The sequence below is a fragment of the Candidatus Dependentiae bacterium genome, from assembly GCA_003511165.1.
GTDB lineage: Bacteria > Babelota > Babeliae > Babelales > UBA12411 > UBA12411.
Window position 1 is genome coordinate 22953 of the sequence record DOJW01000001.1, and the last position, 15760, is coordinate 38712.

17 protein-coding genes are annotated in these 15760 nt (G+C 31.2%); 13 read left to right on the forward strand and 4 right to left on the reverse strand.

The window, feature by feature from the left end; all coding sequences use genetic code 11:
• Positions 1–171: 171 nt before the first annotated feature.
• The 9 genes from DEA20_00125 to DEA20_00165 all read left to right on the forward strand — a co-directional run bounded on the left by DEA20_00125 (position 172) and on the right by DEA20_00165 (position 7472).
• Positions 172–669, forward strand: coding sequence for a hypothetical protein (locus DEA20_00125; protein ID HBS47600.1), 498 nt, complete (start codon positions 172–174; stop codon positions 667–669).
• Positions 670–816: 147 nt separating this feature from the next.
• Positions 817–1542, forward strand: coding sequence for a hypothetical protein (locus DEA20_00130; protein ID HBS47601.1), 726 nt, complete (start codon positions 817–819; stop codon positions 1540–1542).
• Positions 1543–1675: 133 nt separating this feature from the next.
• Positions 1676–2020 carry a histidine triad nucleotide-binding protein gene (locus DEA20_00135; GenBank protein ID HBS47602.1) on the forward strand — a complete coding sequence of 115 codons (345 nt, stop codon included), beginning with the start codon at positions 1676–1678 and terminating at the stop codon, positions 2018–2020.
• A gap of 48 nt (positions 2021–2068) precedes the next feature.
• The gene (locus DEA20_00140) at positions 2069–2458 is read left to right on the forward strand and encodes a cupin domain-containing protein (protein HBS47603.1); all 390 of its coding nucleotides are present in this window, start codon (positions 2069–2071) and stop codon (positions 2456–2458) included.
• A complete protein-coding gene (locus DEA20_00145; protein ID HBS47604.1) occupies positions 2455–3009 on the forward strand; it encodes a hypothetical protein in 555 nt (184 codons plus the stop codon). The genes DEA20_00140 and DEA20_00145 overlap by 4 nt, the downstream gene beginning before the upstream one ends.
• 28 nt (positions 3010–3037) lie before the next feature.
• Positions 3038–3439: a hypothetical protein gene (locus tag DEA20_00150; GenBank protein HBS47605.1), complete on the forward strand. Its 402-nt coding sequence runs from the start codon at positions 3038–3040 to the stop codon at positions 3437–3439.
• Entirely contained in the window at positions 3375–4349 is a 975-nt protein-coding gene (gene psd / locus DEA20_00155; protein HBS47606.1) for a phosphatidylserine decarboxylase, read from the forward strand. The genes DEA20_00150 and psd overlap by 65 nt, the downstream gene beginning before the upstream one ends.
• A gap of 16 nt (positions 4350–4365) precedes the next feature.
• Positions 4366–5019 carry a ribulose-phosphate 3-epimerase gene (locus DEA20_00160; GenBank protein ID HBS47607.1) on the forward strand — a complete coding sequence of 218 codons (654 nt, stop codon included), beginning with the start codon at positions 4366–4368 and terminating at the stop codon, positions 5017–5019.
• 92 nt (positions 5020–5111) lie between these two features.
• Positions 5112–7472: a hypothetical protein gene (locus DEA20_00165; protein HBS47608.1), complete on the forward strand. Its 2361-nt coding sequence runs from the start codon at positions 5112–5114 to the stop codon at positions 7470–7472.
• On the opposite strand, the gene DEA20_00170 is transcribed toward DEA20_00165, so the two are convergent.
• From DEA20_00170 to DEA20_00185, 4 genes are all read right to left on the reverse strand, one after another.
• Entirely contained in the window at positions 7427–8026 is a 600-nt protein-coding gene (locus DEA20_00170) for a hypothetical protein (GenBank protein HBS47609.1), read from the reverse strand. The two genes, DEA20_00165 and DEA20_00170, sit on opposite strands and share 46 nt — an antisense overlap.
• 649 nt (positions 8027–8675) lie before the next feature.
• Positions 8676–9362, reverse strand: coding sequence for a hypothetical protein (locus tag DEA20_00175; GenBank protein ID HBS47610.1), 687 nt, complete (start codon positions 9360–9362; stop codon positions 8676–8678).
• Positions 9362–10102: a hypothetical protein gene (locus DEA20_00180; GenBank protein ID HBS47611.1), complete on the reverse strand. Its 741-nt coding sequence runs from the start codon at positions 10100–10102 to the stop codon at positions 9362–9364. The genes DEA20_00175 and DEA20_00180 overlap by 1 nt, the downstream gene beginning before the upstream one ends.
• A complete protein-coding gene (locus DEA20_00185) occupies positions 10092–10817 on the reverse strand; it encodes a hypothetical protein (GenBank protein ID HBS47612.1) in 726 nt (241 codons plus the stop codon). The genes DEA20_00180 and DEA20_00185 overlap by 11 nt, the downstream gene beginning before the upstream one ends.
• Before the next feature lie 254 nt (positions 10818–11071).
• Here DEA20_00185 and DEA20_00190 point away from each other — a divergent pair, with 254 nt between their 5' ends.
• Genes DEA20_00190 through DEA20_00205 form a run of 4 tightly spaced genes read left to right on the forward strand, consistent with a single transcriptional unit; the run spans position 11072 to position 15744 of the window.
• Positions 11072–12739 carry a hypothetical protein gene (locus DEA20_00190; protein ID HBS47613.1) on the forward strand — a complete coding sequence of 556 codons (1668 nt, stop codon included), beginning with the start codon at positions 11072–11074 and terminating at the stop codon, positions 12737–12739.
• 33 nt (positions 12740–12772) lie between these two features.
• The gene (locus DEA20_00195) at positions 12773–14215 is read left to right on the forward strand and encodes a hypothetical protein (GenBank protein HBS47614.1); all 1443 of its coding nucleotides are present in this window, start codon (positions 12773–12775) and stop codon (positions 14213–14215) included.
• Positions 14216–14239: 24 nt separating this feature from the next.
• On the forward strand, positions 14240–14524 hold the full coding sequence (locus DEA20_00200) for a hypothetical protein (protein HBS47615.1): 285 nt from the start codon (positions 14240–14242) through the stop codon (positions 14522–14524).
• 11 nt (positions 14525–14535) lie between these two features.
• Positions 14536–15744, forward strand: a complete 1209-nt coding sequence (locus DEA20_00205; GenBank protein HBS47616.1) for a hypothetical protein — start codon at positions 14536–14538, stop codon at positions 15742–15744.
• The last annotated feature ends 16 nt before the right edge of the window (positions 15745–15760 follow it).

Genomic DNA, 15760 nt, shown 5'->3' on the forward strand with positions numbered 1-15760 from the left:
CGGAGGAAATATCCGCCTCTTTTATTTTGGTATGCTTTAAAATATTCAAAAATTTGTTTTTATACGAAATTAAGTATAAAACAGTTTTCCAGTTTACAAAAAAATTGATGTATTTATGCTTGATTCAATTATCTAAAAATAATGATTTTTATTTAAAATAATGAGGGATTTATGTTTAAGAAGATAGTTTTAATCTTAATTTTTGGCGGAATGGCTATAAGTTGCAATTTAAATGCTGGATTATCAGGTAGTAAAGATGCAAATCCTGTTTCAAGTGAAGATAATAGCGTGAGGTTGGACGATGCTCTTGCTCGCAGCGGAATTATAGATTCATTGTGTGATAGCATAAGGAGTGGTGGTGAAAATTTTGGACATACCTTTGGTGCTAACTTATTTATACGTAGTACCAATAGGTATATTGAAAAGTTGAAGACAGGGGATTTTGATGAAGAAGGGAAAAGTTTTTTATTATATGAAAGTTTTCATAAGCTAGAACAAATATACGATTTTCTAATAAAAAAAGAAGATTATTTTTATATGTATTTAATAGCTAAAGAAGAACAAGTTAGACTTGCAAATATGTTATTTTATGAAGTTTTAATCAGTTCTAAATATAAAGCACAAGCTGAAAGAATGATTACTGAAATTAATTCACAACTTATAGTTTAAAAAATAAAAGACTGAAGTTTTAGAGGTGGAAATTTTCCGCCTCTTTTTTTTGTTTTCACTTTGGTTAAGTGGAAAGAAAAATAAAAATTTGCTATGTTCTCCTTTGATTTTAAAAGCATTATTCCTAATTTAATAAAAGGATTTATTATGTTTAAAAAGACAATTTTAGTTTTAACATTAGGCGGAATGTTTTCGGGCTGCAGTTTGAAGGCAGGTGGAAGTAATTCTTCAATGCATAAGAGCGAATGTAAAGTCCACCCCGCAAGTGAACCTCTTTGTACATTTCAACAAATAAAAGAAGATATGGAGGAAATATGTAGTTCGATATGGGGAGATCTTTATAAATTGAGACAAAACAAAGAAAAAAATAAAGTAGACCGATTAGAAACAATAGAATTAATAAGAAAACAAGTAAGCCTAGCGAATGGAAAATTGACAGAAGCAATTGATGCGGTAATAAGATTATGGATAGTGTTAAAATACGAATTTAAACAACAAAATGCTTTTATTTTAAAACCAAAATATGATTTAATTCCAGATTACCCAAAATTTAGAGCAGACTTTAAAGGAATGATAGATCTACAGAGTGATCCGAATCGTAATGAAAATTTACGTTTTACTTTGCCAGCTATATTTAAAGAGGTTACGCAACCACACTTGCTTTTAAGTGATTGCAGGGATTTTGCTGTCATGCAACAAACAGTGGCTAGACTCGAGAAAGAAGCGAAAGAATTATTTATAGATGATCCTGATTATATTTTAGAGCAAGAACGACAGTTAGCACTACAGCAAAAAGATGAAGAAATGGCAGTTATAGAAAGAACGGGTTTGCAAATGAAGAAACAGCCGAATCTTTTTAAGGTTAATGAATAAAAGTTACTTTTGATAAATCTTTGAAAGAGGCGGAATTATTCCGCCTCTTTTTATTTGGTTGGACCTGGAAAGAAAAACAAAAATTTGTTATGTTTTCCTTTGATTTTAAAAGATTTAATCAAAAGGATTTTGTATGGAAAATAACTGTATTTTTTGTAAAATAATTCGCAAAGAGATTCCGACAACAGTAGTAAAAGAAAATGAACATATTTTAGTTATCAAAGATATTCATCCTAAAGCACCTGTTCATTATCTTGTTTTGCCCAAAAAACATATTATTCACATGGGTGAGATTTCAAATGATGATCAATTAATCGCATGGGAAATGTTCAAAATGATCAAAGAGCTTGCATCAGATCTGCAAGATCCAAAAGCTTTCAATATTATTTCAAACAATGGGGCTGCGAGTGGGCAAAGCGTATTTCATATGCATTGGCATTTTTTAGCTGGTAGAGATATTTTTCAAGGTAAATTTTAAAGGAATAAATAAATGCAAACAATCAATGCGCTAGGACAAAAACAAAAGATGCAACTTGTTAACTTCGCAGAAAAAGAATGGGGCCATGAAGAGTGGATTGTAAATAACGATCTCTATTGTGGTAAAAAATTGATTTTGAAAAAAGGTTTTCGCTGCTCGATGCATATGCACAAAGTAAAAGATGAAACATTCTACATTTTGAGTGGTAAAGTTTTGATGGAAACTGAATTTGAAGGCGAAAAAACTGTAAAAATTATGGAAGCTGGAGATATTCAGCATATTAAGATTAATATGCTTCATAGATTTACCGGGCTTGAAGATTCGCAGATTATGGAATTTTCTACATTTCATATGGATAGCGATTCTTACAGAGTTGAAGTGAGCGGTAAGGTAGCGCAAGAAGAGTTAAATAATATTTTAAGTAAGGTGGAATTTTGAAATCAAAACTTGTTAAATCAATAATTTTGGTTTGTTTTCTTTTAGGTTTTATTTATTACTTAGTTCAGCAACATAGACTTGTAGTCTTTTTTAATTTTCCAAAATTTTTTAAAGAGTCCAAGTTCGACGTAGAATCATTAACTTCAAAGCAGCAAAATTATACTCTTTATTTTTGGAAAAATGATAAGTTTTTTTCTGAAGAGTCATCTGTAGTTTGGTCTAGTGATAGTGCTGAAAATTTGAAAAATCTTGTGAATGCATGGCTTAGTTTTGCATATCAAAATAAATTTATGGATAAAAAAGTTGTTGCAAAATCTGTCAGTTTAACGCAGTCAGGGCAGGAAGTTTATGTATCTTTTGATGGTTCACCAATATCTTTAAATTGGCCAATTTTCAAAAAATGGCATTTCATGGAAGGTCTACTCAAAACAATTCGTGAAAGCGGAGTGCGATTAAATCTAATTTATTTCCGCGAAAAAAATATGCCGTTAGAAGATGAGCAGTTAGATTTTTCGCAAGGATGGCCAGCTGAAGGTTACATAAGAAATTAATTTTTTCATTTTTTGAAAAAGGAGAGTAGTGAAAAAGTTTTTCTTTTTGATTTTGTTTAATATTTTGTCTTTGAACTGTTTGTTTGGATTTTATCAAAACTGGCAGTTTAAAGGTTTAGGCGAAAATGAGACGGTTTTCAAGAAACATAAAAAGAAAAAGAAAATTTTTAAAAAAATTATAAAAATCACAGCAAAGTTTTTTGAAAAAGAGGTTTCTCAGTTTTTACAAAAAGAGTTAAATCATTTATTAAAACAAATTCCAAAAATGATTGAAAAAATAGATTTGCAAAGCAAAACGGATCTTTATTTTGTAAACGAATTTATTTTAAATGAACTAAAATCAAAAAATATAAAAGCTACAATCAATGTTGAGATTTATGATTCAAAAGAAAATAAGAGTTATTTTATTGATGTTTGCAACAATGAATAATTTAAAAACAAATTTAATTTCTTTTCCGACCAAAAACTATTTTTACGATAATGAACACCTTGTCAAAGAGAATGTCTACAACGGGATGATGAATCGATTTATTTATGAAAAAAAACTAGGAAGATGTTTTAGAGCTATTTTAAATCGAGCTTGGTTTAGTTTCCTTACTGGTATTTACTATGATTCTTCATTTAGTAAAAGATCAATAAAAAATTTTGTTTCAAAATATAATATCGATATGTCGGAGTGTGAAAAAAATATTGATGAATTTAAAACTTTTAATGAATTTTTCACACGCACCCTTAAGCCTGGATCACGACAAATAGATCAAACTATTAATGTTTTAATCTCTCCTGCTGATTCCAAACTTTTTGTTATTGAAAACATTACCAAGCAAACGAAGTTTGAAATTAAAAATTTAAATTTTGATTTGATTAAATTTTTCAAGAGCGAAGAACTAGCAAATAAATTTGAAGGCGGAGCTCTTCTTGTTTTCCGCTTGGCGCCTTACGATTATCATCATTTTCATTTCCCTTTTGATGCCAAAATTTTAAATATGCAAGTGATCAATGGAATTTATGATTCTGTGAATCCCGTTGCATACAAAGCTGGATATTTGCCTCTTATAGAAAATGAACGACATCTAACAATTTTAAAATCTGACATTTTCGGAGAAGTTGCATTTGTTTCTGTTGGGGCGATGTGTGTTGGAAAAATTGTTGAAAACTATCAAGAAAACAAAAATTACAAAAAAGGTGATGATGCAGGATATTTTGCTTTTGGTGGCTCCACCGTTGCAATGATGTTTAAAAAAGATCAATTAAAAATTGATGAAAGATTTTTAAAACATTCAAAAGAAGGATATGAAACAAAAATTAGATTTGGAGAAAGAGTGGGAGTAAAGATTTAAAAAATAGGAGAGAAAAATGGAGATTTTCCCGTCATTGATATCGGCTGATCTGCTGAATTTAGAAAAAGTTATCAATAGTTTAAATGACAAATGTGATGGTTTTCACATCGATGTCATGGATAATCATTTTGTGCCAAATTTGACCTGGGGGCCAGCCTTTATCCAAGAATTTGTAAAAATCGCCAAAATTCCGCTGGATGTTCACTTGATGGTTGATGATCCACAAGGTTGGATTGACAAATTGAAACTTCGACCGATCGATTATTTAATTTTTCACGTAGAAGCCTGCAAAGATAATGAAGAAATTATCAAAATTTGCACAAAAGCTAAAAAAATAGGGTGCAAAATCGGAATGGCTATAAATCCAAAAACAAAAATCGATTCATTTTTAGGTATTTTAAATATCTTTGATCAGGTATTAATCATGTCTGTCGAGCCTGGTTTTTCGGGACAAAAGTTTGATAAATCGGTTATGGATAAAGTGCAAAAAATTGCCGAATTGAAACGAAAAAACAACTTAAAACTCAAAATATCCATGGATGGCGGTATCGGTAAGGATAACATAAAATTTCTTTCTGAAAATGGAGTGGACAGAGTAGGGGTTGCAACTTCTGTTTTTGGAGGCGGGGATTACCTAAAGAATCTGGCGGATTTATACGCTCAAATGTGAATTTTTATTTTGTTAAACTCCTCTATTTTGCTATGCTTATTTTATGTTTAAAAAATTAGACTATTTTATGTTAAAAGGGTTGGGGTTATAAAATGAGTTTTTTAAAGTCAAAATTGAAAATTGGTGTTTTTATGGGCGGTCGATCGATCGAACATGAAGTTTCTTTTAATTCCGCAAGAACTATCTGTGATCATATAGATTCTACAATTTATGAAGCTATTCCAATTTATCAATCTCGAAATGGTGATTTATATATTTTGCCATGGTCATTTCTGCATCGTGGTAAAACATCAGATTTTGCAGGAAGACTTGAAAGTGAAGCTAAAAAAATATCTTGGGATGATTTGAAATCACTTGTTGATTTTATTTACTTATCTGTTCATGGACGGTATGCAGAAGATGGCACGCTTCAAGGAATGCTCGAAGTTCTTCAAATCCCATATCTTGGATCAGGTTTATTTACAAGTTCACTTACAATGGACAAAGAAAAACAAGGTAAACTTCTAGCTTTGCATGGCATAGATGTTCCAAGAGAGTTTTCGCTAAAAGCTCAAGAAATAAAAGAGTTAATAAACTTGTCCGAAGCTGAGCGCGAAAAAATTCTTTTACAAAAATTATCTGATTCTAAAATAAATCTTCCAGTTGTTGTTAAACCTGTAAGCGAAGGTTCTAGCTTGGGTGTTGATGTTGTTTTTAAAAAAGAGCAACTTTGGAATGCAATAATAAATGCTGCAGGTTGTGATGCTTCGCGTATTCAAACCGTTTTGGTAGAAGAAAAACTTGAAGGCATGGAGTTTGTTTGCATCCATATCGAAAAATATGAGGAAGATTCTTTTGCCTTAACAAAAGATTTTGATGTCAAAGATTTCCATAAAAAATCAAATAACAAAAAGAGCTGGATGGCTCTTCCGATTACAGAAATAGTTCCACAAAAAGATACTCACTTCTTTGATTACAAACAAAAGTATATGCCAGGTGTTGCAATAAAAGTAACTCCTGCAAGATGCAGCGCAGAAGATACTAAAAGAATCCAAGATATTTGTTTGCAAGCAAGTGAAATTTCAGGGTTTTCTACTCTTTCACGAATTGACGGATTTTTAACAAAAGATGGCAGAGTTGTTCTTTTGGATGCTAACACAATCACAGGTACAGGACCAGCAACATTCCTTTTTGATCAGGCAGCAGAGATTGGTATGAGCCATACAAAACTTATTAATCATCTTATTAAAGTATCATTGAAAGAGTATGGTATTTCACAAAATTTACTGCTTTCTAATTTCGGAGAGAATAAAAATATGTCAGAAAATATTTCAAAAATTAAAGTAGCTGTTTTACTTGGTGGTAATACTAATGAAAGAGAAACTGCGCTTGAGTCTGGTCGAAACGTTTGTTATAAGTTATCTCCTCATAAATATGAAGTTATTCCAGTTTTTGTTAATGACAATATGGAATTGTTTAAGCTTTCACAGCAGCTTCTTGTAAAAAATTCTACAAAGATAATTTCAGAACTTGTTACTAAAGATATTCAAATAAAATGGGCAGATTTGCCAAAAATAGCAGATTTTGTTTTCATAGGCCTTCATGGCGGTAATGGTGAAAACGGTGCAGTGCAAGGTGCCCTTGAAATGTTAAATCTTCCGTACAATGGATCAGGTGTTTTTGCAAGTTCTCTTTGCATGGATAAATTTAAGACAAATAATTTTTTACGCGAGAGCGGATTTGATGTTCCGGAGTCATTTTTGCTACATAAATCAGATTGGCTTGCTCTAAAATCAAAAAATGAAAAAGAAAATTTATTGAAAAACAAATTTCAAAGTAAATTTGATTTTCCGGTTATTCTAAAACCTCATGATGATGGTTGCAGTGTGTATGTTCAAAAGTTGAAAAATTTTGAGCAATTAGTTGAAAGTTTAGATAATTATTTTGAGTCGACTGAAAAAAATATTGCAATGATTGAACAGTGTGTTTTTGCAACTGAACTTACATGTGGTGTGATTGGAAATGATGAGCCTATGGCCTTGGTACCTAGTCAGCCAATTGTTGTTGGTGATATTTTATCAATGGAAGAGAAATTTTTGCCTGGTGCTGGTGAAAACCAAACCCCTGCAAATATTCCGCAAGTTGCTATCGAAAAAGTACGCGAAGTTATGGCTTCTGCATACAAAGCTATCGGCTGCAAAGGTTATGCTCGAATAGATTGCTTCTACCAAGATGCAAAACAAAGCAAAGATGGAAAAGATCATGTAATAATTTTGGAAATTAATACATTGCCAGCAACTACACCTGCAACATGCATTTTCCATCAAGCAGCAGAACTAGGAATCAAGCCAATGGAATTTGTTGATAAAATTGTTCAGCTCGGTTTTGAAAATAACAAGGTAGAAAAGTTAGGCGTAAAAACAGATTCTCAAATTCCTTTTGATAAAAAGCCAAGCGATTTGCGTAGCAACTGATCAAACGATAAATCTGACAAATTTGCCTCTCTCAAAAATTTAAAAGCACTCCCAACTTCTGGCTTCGAATATCCAAGTGATAAAAGAGCATCGCTGAGATTTTGCCAATGCATAGTTGATTGCTTATCTTGCAATTGAATTTTTCCAGTTGTGATCAATTTTGTAACTTTGTTTTTTAATTCTATAATTATTTGTTCTGACTTTTTTGCACCGATGCCATTTAAGTTACTTAACCTTTTATCATCATTTTGCAAAACAGCTTCCAAAAAATCTTCTGAAGGAATTTGTGATAAAATATTGATCGCAATTTTGGGTCCGATTTTATGACAATCGATGATTAATAAAAAAGTTGTTTTATCTAATTCTTTTTCGAAAGCAAAAAGAGAAGGGCCATTATCGCTGTTCCAGTGAAAATATGTTTGGAGTTCGACGTTATCACCTTCTTTGATGTTATGTGTTTGTGGAATCTGAAAATTTAATCCAATACCATTTGTGAGTACAGTTATAGAAGAATCTTTAACATTTATCACTTTGCCGCAAATAAAATCGATCACAATATTGCCTTTCTTTTGAATCTAGAAAAAAGATAAGAACATTGTAATAAAAATTGGGCAAAAAAAAGAGATGTTAAAAAATTAGATTTTTTTATTCATTCATTCTTTTGTTTATTTTTTATGATTATTCTGCTTTTAGTTTGTTTTTCTAATTTTATTTTATCTTTAGCTGCTACGCGCAGGGCGGCAAAGGGTGAGTGTGCACCCTTTGCAATCACACATTAAAGAGGTTTCTTTAAAATCTCTACAGCACTAAACTCGCCGGGATACAACTACGTTGTACTCCGACTCAAACAGGTAGTGCTGGATCAGCATTTTACATTTTTAAGGCCTTACGGCCATTTTAAAATTGTATATTCCGATATTTTTCTAAATTTGAATTGTTGAAAAATTTAGAAAAACGTCTTCATAAGAATGTAGGATTCCAAATTAGCGCTACCTGTTTGAACTGCAGTCCAGTTTTACTGGATGCAGGAGTTTAGCGCGTAGGAAATCCAAAAGTGCTCTTTTGGTGCATTTGAGAGTGCAGAGAGTATTTTGCAATAAATACTTTCTGCCCCTCTGCGGGAGCAGCAAGAAATAAAATAAAAAGGAATAAGAAACGGAAGAAGAAAAGAAATAGGAATTATTTTAAGCGATAATCTATCTCTTATTTGATTTCTATAAAAAATATTAAAAATTGATCATTTTCTCTATTTTTAAAAGAAATCTCAAAACTATTTTTGAACTTGTCTTTGTCCACAAAAATGATTTTTTGCACTGATGTTTTGGGTGATATTTCAATTTTAGACTCTGGATAGATTACAAAGTGGATTGGAGATTTAGGATCTATTTTAGGTTTTTTCAATTTTTCTAAAATAAAGAAGTTTAAAGGTATAACAAAAACCAAACTGAGTGGTATTAAAAGTAATATTGTTTTGTGGAAGAATATAAAGTATGCAAACAATGAGGCTATGCACAAAAGTATACAGATCATGATAGTTGCACTGTTTGTTATGATTTTATAAATTTTTAGAAGTCCATTTTTTGACTTAGGAGCAAAGTCTTTGGGTACAGCTAATTCAAGATTTATATTCTTAGCTTCAAGGTCAAAGGTTGCATCCGAATTGTTTTCAATTTTTAGCTCCAATGGTTGATATTTATCTAAAATGTTTTTGTTTGAAATTTGCGTTTTGTCCGTGCTTTTGGTTACATGCAGATTCAATGCAACATTTTCTTTGGTAGCTGAATAATTAAACTGTTTTCCATTTTCTAAAAATAATGTCTTTTGTTTACCGCATCCAAAAAATGTAGTGAGTGTAATCAAAGCTAGACATGCTACAAATTTCGTTTTCATTATTTTTCCAAATTTACATTAAATTTTAATGTTTCATTTTTATCATGCTTATTTATCAATGATAGGTTGAATTGCGTGCTAAAACCTTTTGGATAAGCGCATATAACTTTTTGTAAGAATAAATTTGGCAATATTTCACAAGGAGTATCTAGGAATACCGAATGATATAAATCTTCATGAAGTTTTCTGTATATTTTTTTACCTGTCTTGGAGCCAAAATGTATGCTTAGCGGAAGACCTATAGCAAGAGCTAATAAAGGCGGTCCAAAAATGGTAACAGGCGCTGATCCTAAAATGATCACGGGGGATGATGTGCAAAATAAACTTGCAACATATATAAGAGATCCAAATGCCCATGCTGCTAAAAAAGGTATTGAAAAAGATGTTGCGCCGACGATGGAAGGTACGGTTTCAAGAAATTTTATCATTTCTTCTTTGCTTGCTTGTTTAAAGGAAATATTTTCTGGCGCGAGTATAAAAATGTTGTTGCTGTTATTGTCGATTCTAATTTCTATAGGGTGATAATTTCTTAAGATATCACTTTGCGAAAAGAATGCGTTATCCTCTGCAACTATTTTTTTCACATTTAATGTGACATTCTTTTGTGTTTGGCAAAAATCAGTTTTGCTGGTTGGTGTGTTGATTATAAAAAACTTTCTTTTACCGCAACCAAATGCAGAAATGGTTATAGCAATTAGGATTGTAAATTTAAGTAAATTAAATACTGATTTATTTAGCATTAGAGTCCTTCTTTGATTCTGCTTGATCTGTTAAATCAATATTAAAGATTGTTGTTTGTTTTGTTTTTTTATCTATGAGTGTTAAATCAAATTGTGGTTTAAATTTTTTGTGTTCAACGAAAATGATTGTTGAAAGAACGTTATTAGGCTTAATTTCAAGATCACCATTTTTTAGATCTGTTGCATTTATTTTTATAGTATCTTTTGTTTTTTGATTATCTCGTCCAGTTAATCCTACATTTAATATGCTAGAAGATGCAATTGCCCAAGGGTAATAAACAGCCGGTCCAAATAACATAATAGGAAGTGATAAAACGCTAAGAAGCATATTGGCATAATATTTGGGGGAGTTTATGGATAATCCAGGAAGCAATAAACTCATGAAAAGATTAGTACGCAATTTTTTAGAAACTTGTTTTAGTGATGCGATTTCTAAATCGATGTTTTTGTTAGACAGCAAATAAGTATTATCGCTGCTATTTTCGATTCGAATTTCTATAGGCTGATAAGTTTTAATAATTTTTTTCGATGTCAAAATGTTTGCTTTGTTCAAGCTTAATTTTTTTGCTGTAACTTTGAATTTACCTATTTCTTTATGATATTGAATTTCTGGTTTTTTGATTTGCTGCGTTTTATTTTGTTTAGCGCAACCAAAAAGTGCTAAAAAAGTTATAAAAATGGTAAAAATAATACTGTTTTTTAAAATGCGATTCATATGTAAACCCCCAAATTTGTCCGAAAATCCCCGAAAAAGATGTTAATTATGCATAAAAATTTATTTTTTACTTAAATTTCCTCATAAAATTAACTATTTTGAATACTACTTTATCGTCCAAAGTGTGTCAAAAGGGTAGGCGGGGTAAGATTTTTAGCTAAAAACGGTCTTTTATTAAAAGTTTTAGGTATGTAAAACTTTTTTTGTTTTATACTTATAGGGTTAATTTATTTTTTTCTGTGGTGAGGCTTTTTATGAACTTTGATTTTTCCAAATTTTATTTAACGTTAATTTGTTTATTTTTATTTAGTTATTTTGATTTGTTCTCACATGTAAAACTTGTAGTAGCAAATTTCCCAAAACAAGATGTTGAGGATGTGCAAAATTCAAAGTCGACATTGTTTAATTCTGCTCAAGAAGTTGAAGTTCAAAGTGAATTATCTCACAATTTTAAATTTGAGTGGCAAAAAATTCGTGAAAAATATGCTAATGGTGTTGTTCAAATCATTGTGCAAGTTTCTGAATTTAATTGGGAAGAACCATTTAAAGCACCACTTTCATATGAATCGTATGGAAGTGGATTTTTTATTGATAAGCAAGGATACATCGTTACAAATTATCATGTGATTGAAGAGGCTAGCCGTCAGCAAGATGCTATAGAAATACAATTACCATTTAGCAAAAGAAGATTTCGTTTAAAAGTTGGCGGTATAAATCCTGATAGGGACATTGCTCTTTTGAAGTTAGATCAACCTGGATTTGATTTAATTTCTAGTAAATTGAAAGAGATTCCATCTCTTCCGCTTGGTGATTCTGATAAAATTCGAAGTATTATTGATATCATCGATCTTGGATATCCGCTTGGTCAAGAAAAGCTGAAAGTAACAAAAGGTATAATTTGTGGAAGAGAATTTTTGTCCGATGAGCCATTTCTCGGTGGAGATTCTTATTTTCAAATAGATGCTGCTATCAATCCAGGAAATTCTGGAGGCCCTTCTTTTAATAATGCGGGTGAAGTAATTGGAATAAGTACAAGTTATTATTCTGATGCGCAAAATATTGGTTTTATCATTCCTATCAATGATGTCAAAAATGTGATTGATGAACTTCGTAAAACAAAATTACAGTATAAACCCTTCTTGGGAGCTGTTTTTGGAAATACAAGCGTGGACATGCTTAAATTCTTGAATGATCCGAACGATGGTGGTTGGTTTATTTCTAAAGTTTTCAAAAAAACTTTGTTTGCTGAAAATGATGTGCGTGAAGGGGATTTGCTTTACGAAATCGATGGATACAAAGTTGATATGTTTGGTGAGATCAAAGTTGATTGGAGTGATGCAAAAGTTTCAATATTTGATTTGATTAATCGTTTGCCGATCGGACATGAACTAAAATTGGTTTTGTATCGAAAAGGTGAAAAAATAAATAAAACTTTTAAGCTTGAATGTGCAAAGCCTCTTCCAATTAGATACATTTATCCAGAATTTGAAAAAGTAGATTTCGAAATTGTTGGCGGCATGGTGATAATGGAGCTTGCTCTGAATCATGTTGAACCATTATCCAAATATAATCCTTATTTAATAAATTATTTGCAACGTGATAATCAGTATGAAAGTCGATTGATAATTTCTCATATAATTCCAAATTCTCAAGCACAAAAATCCCGCACAATTGAAAAAGGTGAACTTCTTGAAGAGATAAATGGTATAAAAGTGCGAACAATTTCAGATTTTAGAAAAGCTGTGCTTGAAAGTGCAAAGAATGGTTATTTGTCGGTAAAAACGGAAGAAGGCGATTTTGTCGTTTTGTCGGTTGCTAAAATTTTAAGTGAAGAAGATTTGCTTGCAAGAGAATACGTATATGAAAAAACTGATTTAATAAAAGAGTTGTATAGATTGTACAAAAGTAACAAAAAAAATTGATTTCAAAAATACAAAAGGGAGAATTGTATCGTTATGGCAAATAGTAGTGAATTTTATCGATTTAAAAATTGGCTAGATGTCCAGCAAAAGGCAAAAGACACAGTTGTTCAAATTTTTTCACAAATATTAAAATTTAATTGGTTAGAGCCGTATAAGGCGCCTACTCAAACGGCAGTTTTTGGTAGTGGTTTTTTTATTAATAATAAAGGTCATATTCTTACCAATTTCCATGTTGTTGATGAAGCTGTAAGTATCCAAATTCAAATTCCATCTCTTGGTAAAGAACAATTAGATGTTGAGGTTGTGGGTGTTTACCCGGATATGGATGTTGCGCTTTTGAAACTAAAAGATGAAGATTTTGCAAAAGTAAAAAATTTTTTAGGATATATTCCATATCTTGAGCTTGGTGATTCTGATGAGATTCATCGCAGTGAAGAAATACTTGCGATTGGATACCCACTTGGCCAAGAAGGTCTCAAAAGTACACAGGGCATTGTAAGTGGCCGAGAAAAAATTCAAATGCTTTCATATATTCAAATTACTGCTCCGCTTAATCCTGGAAACTCTGGGGGGCCATCACTCAATCATGAAGGAAAAGTAATTGGAATTAATTTTGCAGGAGTTACTGAAGCGCAAAATGTTGGATATATAATCCCTATTAATGAAATAAAATCAGCAATACGAGATTTGTGCAAAGTAAAGGTTTTGCGCAGACCATATCTTGGTGGAATTTTTTCTTATTCAAATTCTGACATGGTGGAATATTTTAAAAATCCGCAAGAAGGTGGATTTTTTGTTACAAAAGTATTTCCGGGTTCTATTTTAGAAAAAGCTGGCATCATAGATGGGGATATGATTTATCAGTTTAATGAGTTTAAAGTTGATAGATTTGGAGAGATTGTTGTTTCATGGTCTGAAGATAAAATATCTATGCTTGATCTGCTTCATAGATATGAAGTAGGCGATGAAATCACTCTTACTCTTTATCGCAGGGGCGAAAAAAAGATAATAAAATTTAAATTAGAATTAAGCGCCGAAGTTCCGATTCGATTTGTTTATCCTAATTTTGAAAAAGTTGAGTATGAAGTTTTCGGCGGATTAGTAGTTATGGAAATGACTTTAAATCACGTAGAAATTTTTGCAGAATTTAATCCTCTTTTTCATATGTTTAGTAGAGTAGATGTTCAATATAATTCGAAATTGATAGTTACAAATATTTTGCATGATTCACAATTGCAACGAGCAAGAAGTATTTTACCTGGCGATATTATAGAATTTGTAAATAATCAAAAAGTTGGATCGCTCAAAGAATTTCGAGATGCTGTCGCAAAACAAAAAGATTCTAATTTTTTAACATTGAAAACCGATGTTGGAATATTTTGTGTACTTGCTATTGATAAAATACTTGAGGATGAAGATAGGCTGTCGCAGCAGTATTTGTACAAAAAATCATTTTTGGTAGATTTGCTTAAATAATTTTTTATTTTTTTTGAGGGGTAAATGAGCATAGTTGTTGATGTTAAAGTGATTCCATCATCAGGACGACAAAAGTGTATCTTGGATAAATCGGGTCAAATAAAATGTTATTTGAAAAGCCAGCCTGAAAAAGGAAAGGCCAATGCGGAGCTAGTCGATTTTATTGCTTCCTCGCTAAAGGTGCCGAAGGAATTGGTTACTATGCAATTTGGAGCAACATCGCCACGTAAAAGAATAAAAATTAATTTGCAAATATCGCTGGATGATTTCATGAAAGCAATTGGTATTGAAAAACAATTGTCGATTTGAAGTCTAAATTTATGATTAGATATTTATGGGTAGGGATTGATAGTTTGGGAAGTAAGCGATATGGATTATCTTCGCTTGCAAATGAACAGTTGTTAGATGATTATTTGAAATCGCAAAAAATAATTTCACTTCGGATTGTGTATCTTTGGAATTTTAAATTTACGGGTAATGCGGCAAAGATAGATGATTTCGAGTTAGCTACATTTTTTTCATCGATCTCTTTTTTGCTTGATTCGGGACAAGATCTTATTTTCGCTCTTAAACTTCAAACTCAAAAAACTAAAAATGAATTTCTAAAAGTTTCGATTGAAAAAATTATTAAAGATCTTGAAAGTGGAACGTCATTTTCAGCTTCTCTTTCAAAGCGAATATTAAATCTCCCTCAGTTTGTTTATTCATCAGTCGCAATTGGAGAGCGAACCGGGCATCTATCTCTTGCATGCAATCAAATTTATATTTTTTTGATTGATAGAGCTGACATTAAAAATAAAGTTAAAAAGGCAATATTTCTTCCTAGTCTCATCGTTGTATTATCTCTTTTGGTTATATCTTTTATTTTCAGTTTTGTTATACCCCGGTTCGAAAGATTCTTTTTGGATATGGATAAACCGATTCCTGTGTTCACCAAAGTGATATTTCGATTTAGTCATTTTTTTAGATATTTTGGTTTTTATCTACTTTTGTTTATTCTTATTTTTTGTTTGTTTTTAAAATTTGTTTTATTTAAGAATGTCGCTTTCCAGCGATTTAAAGATAAAGTTTTGTTTAAAATATATTTTATTCGAGATTTGGTTTTACTTTTTAACTTAGTTTTATTTTTGGAATCTGTTTTGGTGATGCTTCGCTGTGGAATAAACTTATTAGAAGCGATAGATGTTTCCGTAGAATCATTTATTTTTAACACATTTTTGAAAAATAAGTTTTCGTTAATTTTAAGAAGTATTAGAGACGGTGGTTCTTTGTCGGCAGCTTTTGGTCAAATTGATTTTAAACTGTTTCCACCTGAAGTAGCATCATTTGTTTTGATTGGCGAAAAAAGTGGAAATTTAATAAATTCACTTGAAAGACTGCTTTTGTTTTTTAAGCAAGAGCTGCAACGGAAAATCGATTTTTGTATCACGTTTTTGCAGCCAATGCTTATTTTGTTTGTTGGATTAATTATTTTGGTAATAATTGTTGCTGTTTATTTGCCTATTTTTAGCCTTACAGATTTGATTTAAATCTAAAAATTTGCCT

Bases quoted from the DNA above. Each gene is read 5' to 3' on its own strand.
- DEA20_00125 (HBS47600.1), top strand. From the start codon at position 172: ATGTTTAAGAAGATAGTTTTAATCTTAATTTTTGGCGGAATGGCTATA.
- DEA20_00130 (HBS47601.1), top strand. From the start codon at position 817: ATGTTTAAAAAGACAATTTTAGTTTTAACATTAGGCGGAATGTTTTCG.
- DEA20_00135 (HBS47602.1), top strand. From the start codon at position 1,676: ATGGAAAATAACTGTATTTTTTGTAAAATAATTCGCAAAGAGATTCCG.
- DEA20_00140 (HBS47603.1), top strand. From the start codon at position 2,069: ATGCAACTTGTTAACTTCGCAGAAAAAGAATGGGGCCATGAAGAGTGG.
- psd (HBS47606.1), top strand. From the start codon at position 3,375: ATGTTGAGATTTATGATTCAAAAGAAAATAAGAGTTATTTTATTGATG.
- DEA20_00160 (HBS47607.1), top strand. From the start codon at position 4,366: ATGGAGATTTTCCCGTCATTGATATCGGCTGATCTGCTGAATTTAGAA.
- DEA20_00165 (HBS47608.1), top strand. From the start codon at position 5,112: ATGAGTTTTTTAAAGTCAAAATTGAAAATTGGTGTTTTTATGGGCGGT.
- DEA20_00175 (HBS47610.1), bottom strand. From the start codon at position 9,362: ATGAAAACGAAATTTGTAGCATGTCTAGCTTTGATTACACTCACTACA.
- DEA20_00180 (HBS47611.1), bottom strand. From the start codon at position 10,102: ATGCTAAATAAATCAGTATTTAATTTACTTAAATTTACAATCCTAATT.
- DEA20_00185 (HBS47612.1), bottom strand. From the start codon at position 10,817: ATGAATCGCATTTTAAAAAACAGTATTATTTTTACCATTTTTATAACT.
- DEA20_00190 (HBS47613.1), top strand. From the start codon at position 11,072: ATGAACTTTGATTTTTCCAAATTTTATTTAACGTTAATTTGTTTATTT.
- DEA20_00195 (HBS47614.1), top strand. From the start codon at position 12,773: ATGGCAAATAGTAGTGAATTTTATCGATTTAAAAATTGGCTAGATGTC.
- DEA20_00200 (HBS47615.1), top strand. From the start codon at position 14,240: ATGAGCATAGTTGTTGATGTTAAAGTGATTCCATCATCAGGACGACAA.
- DEA20_00205 (HBS47616.1), top strand. From the start codon at position 14,536: ATGATTAGATATTTATGGGTAGGGATTGATAGTTTGGGAAGTAAGCGA.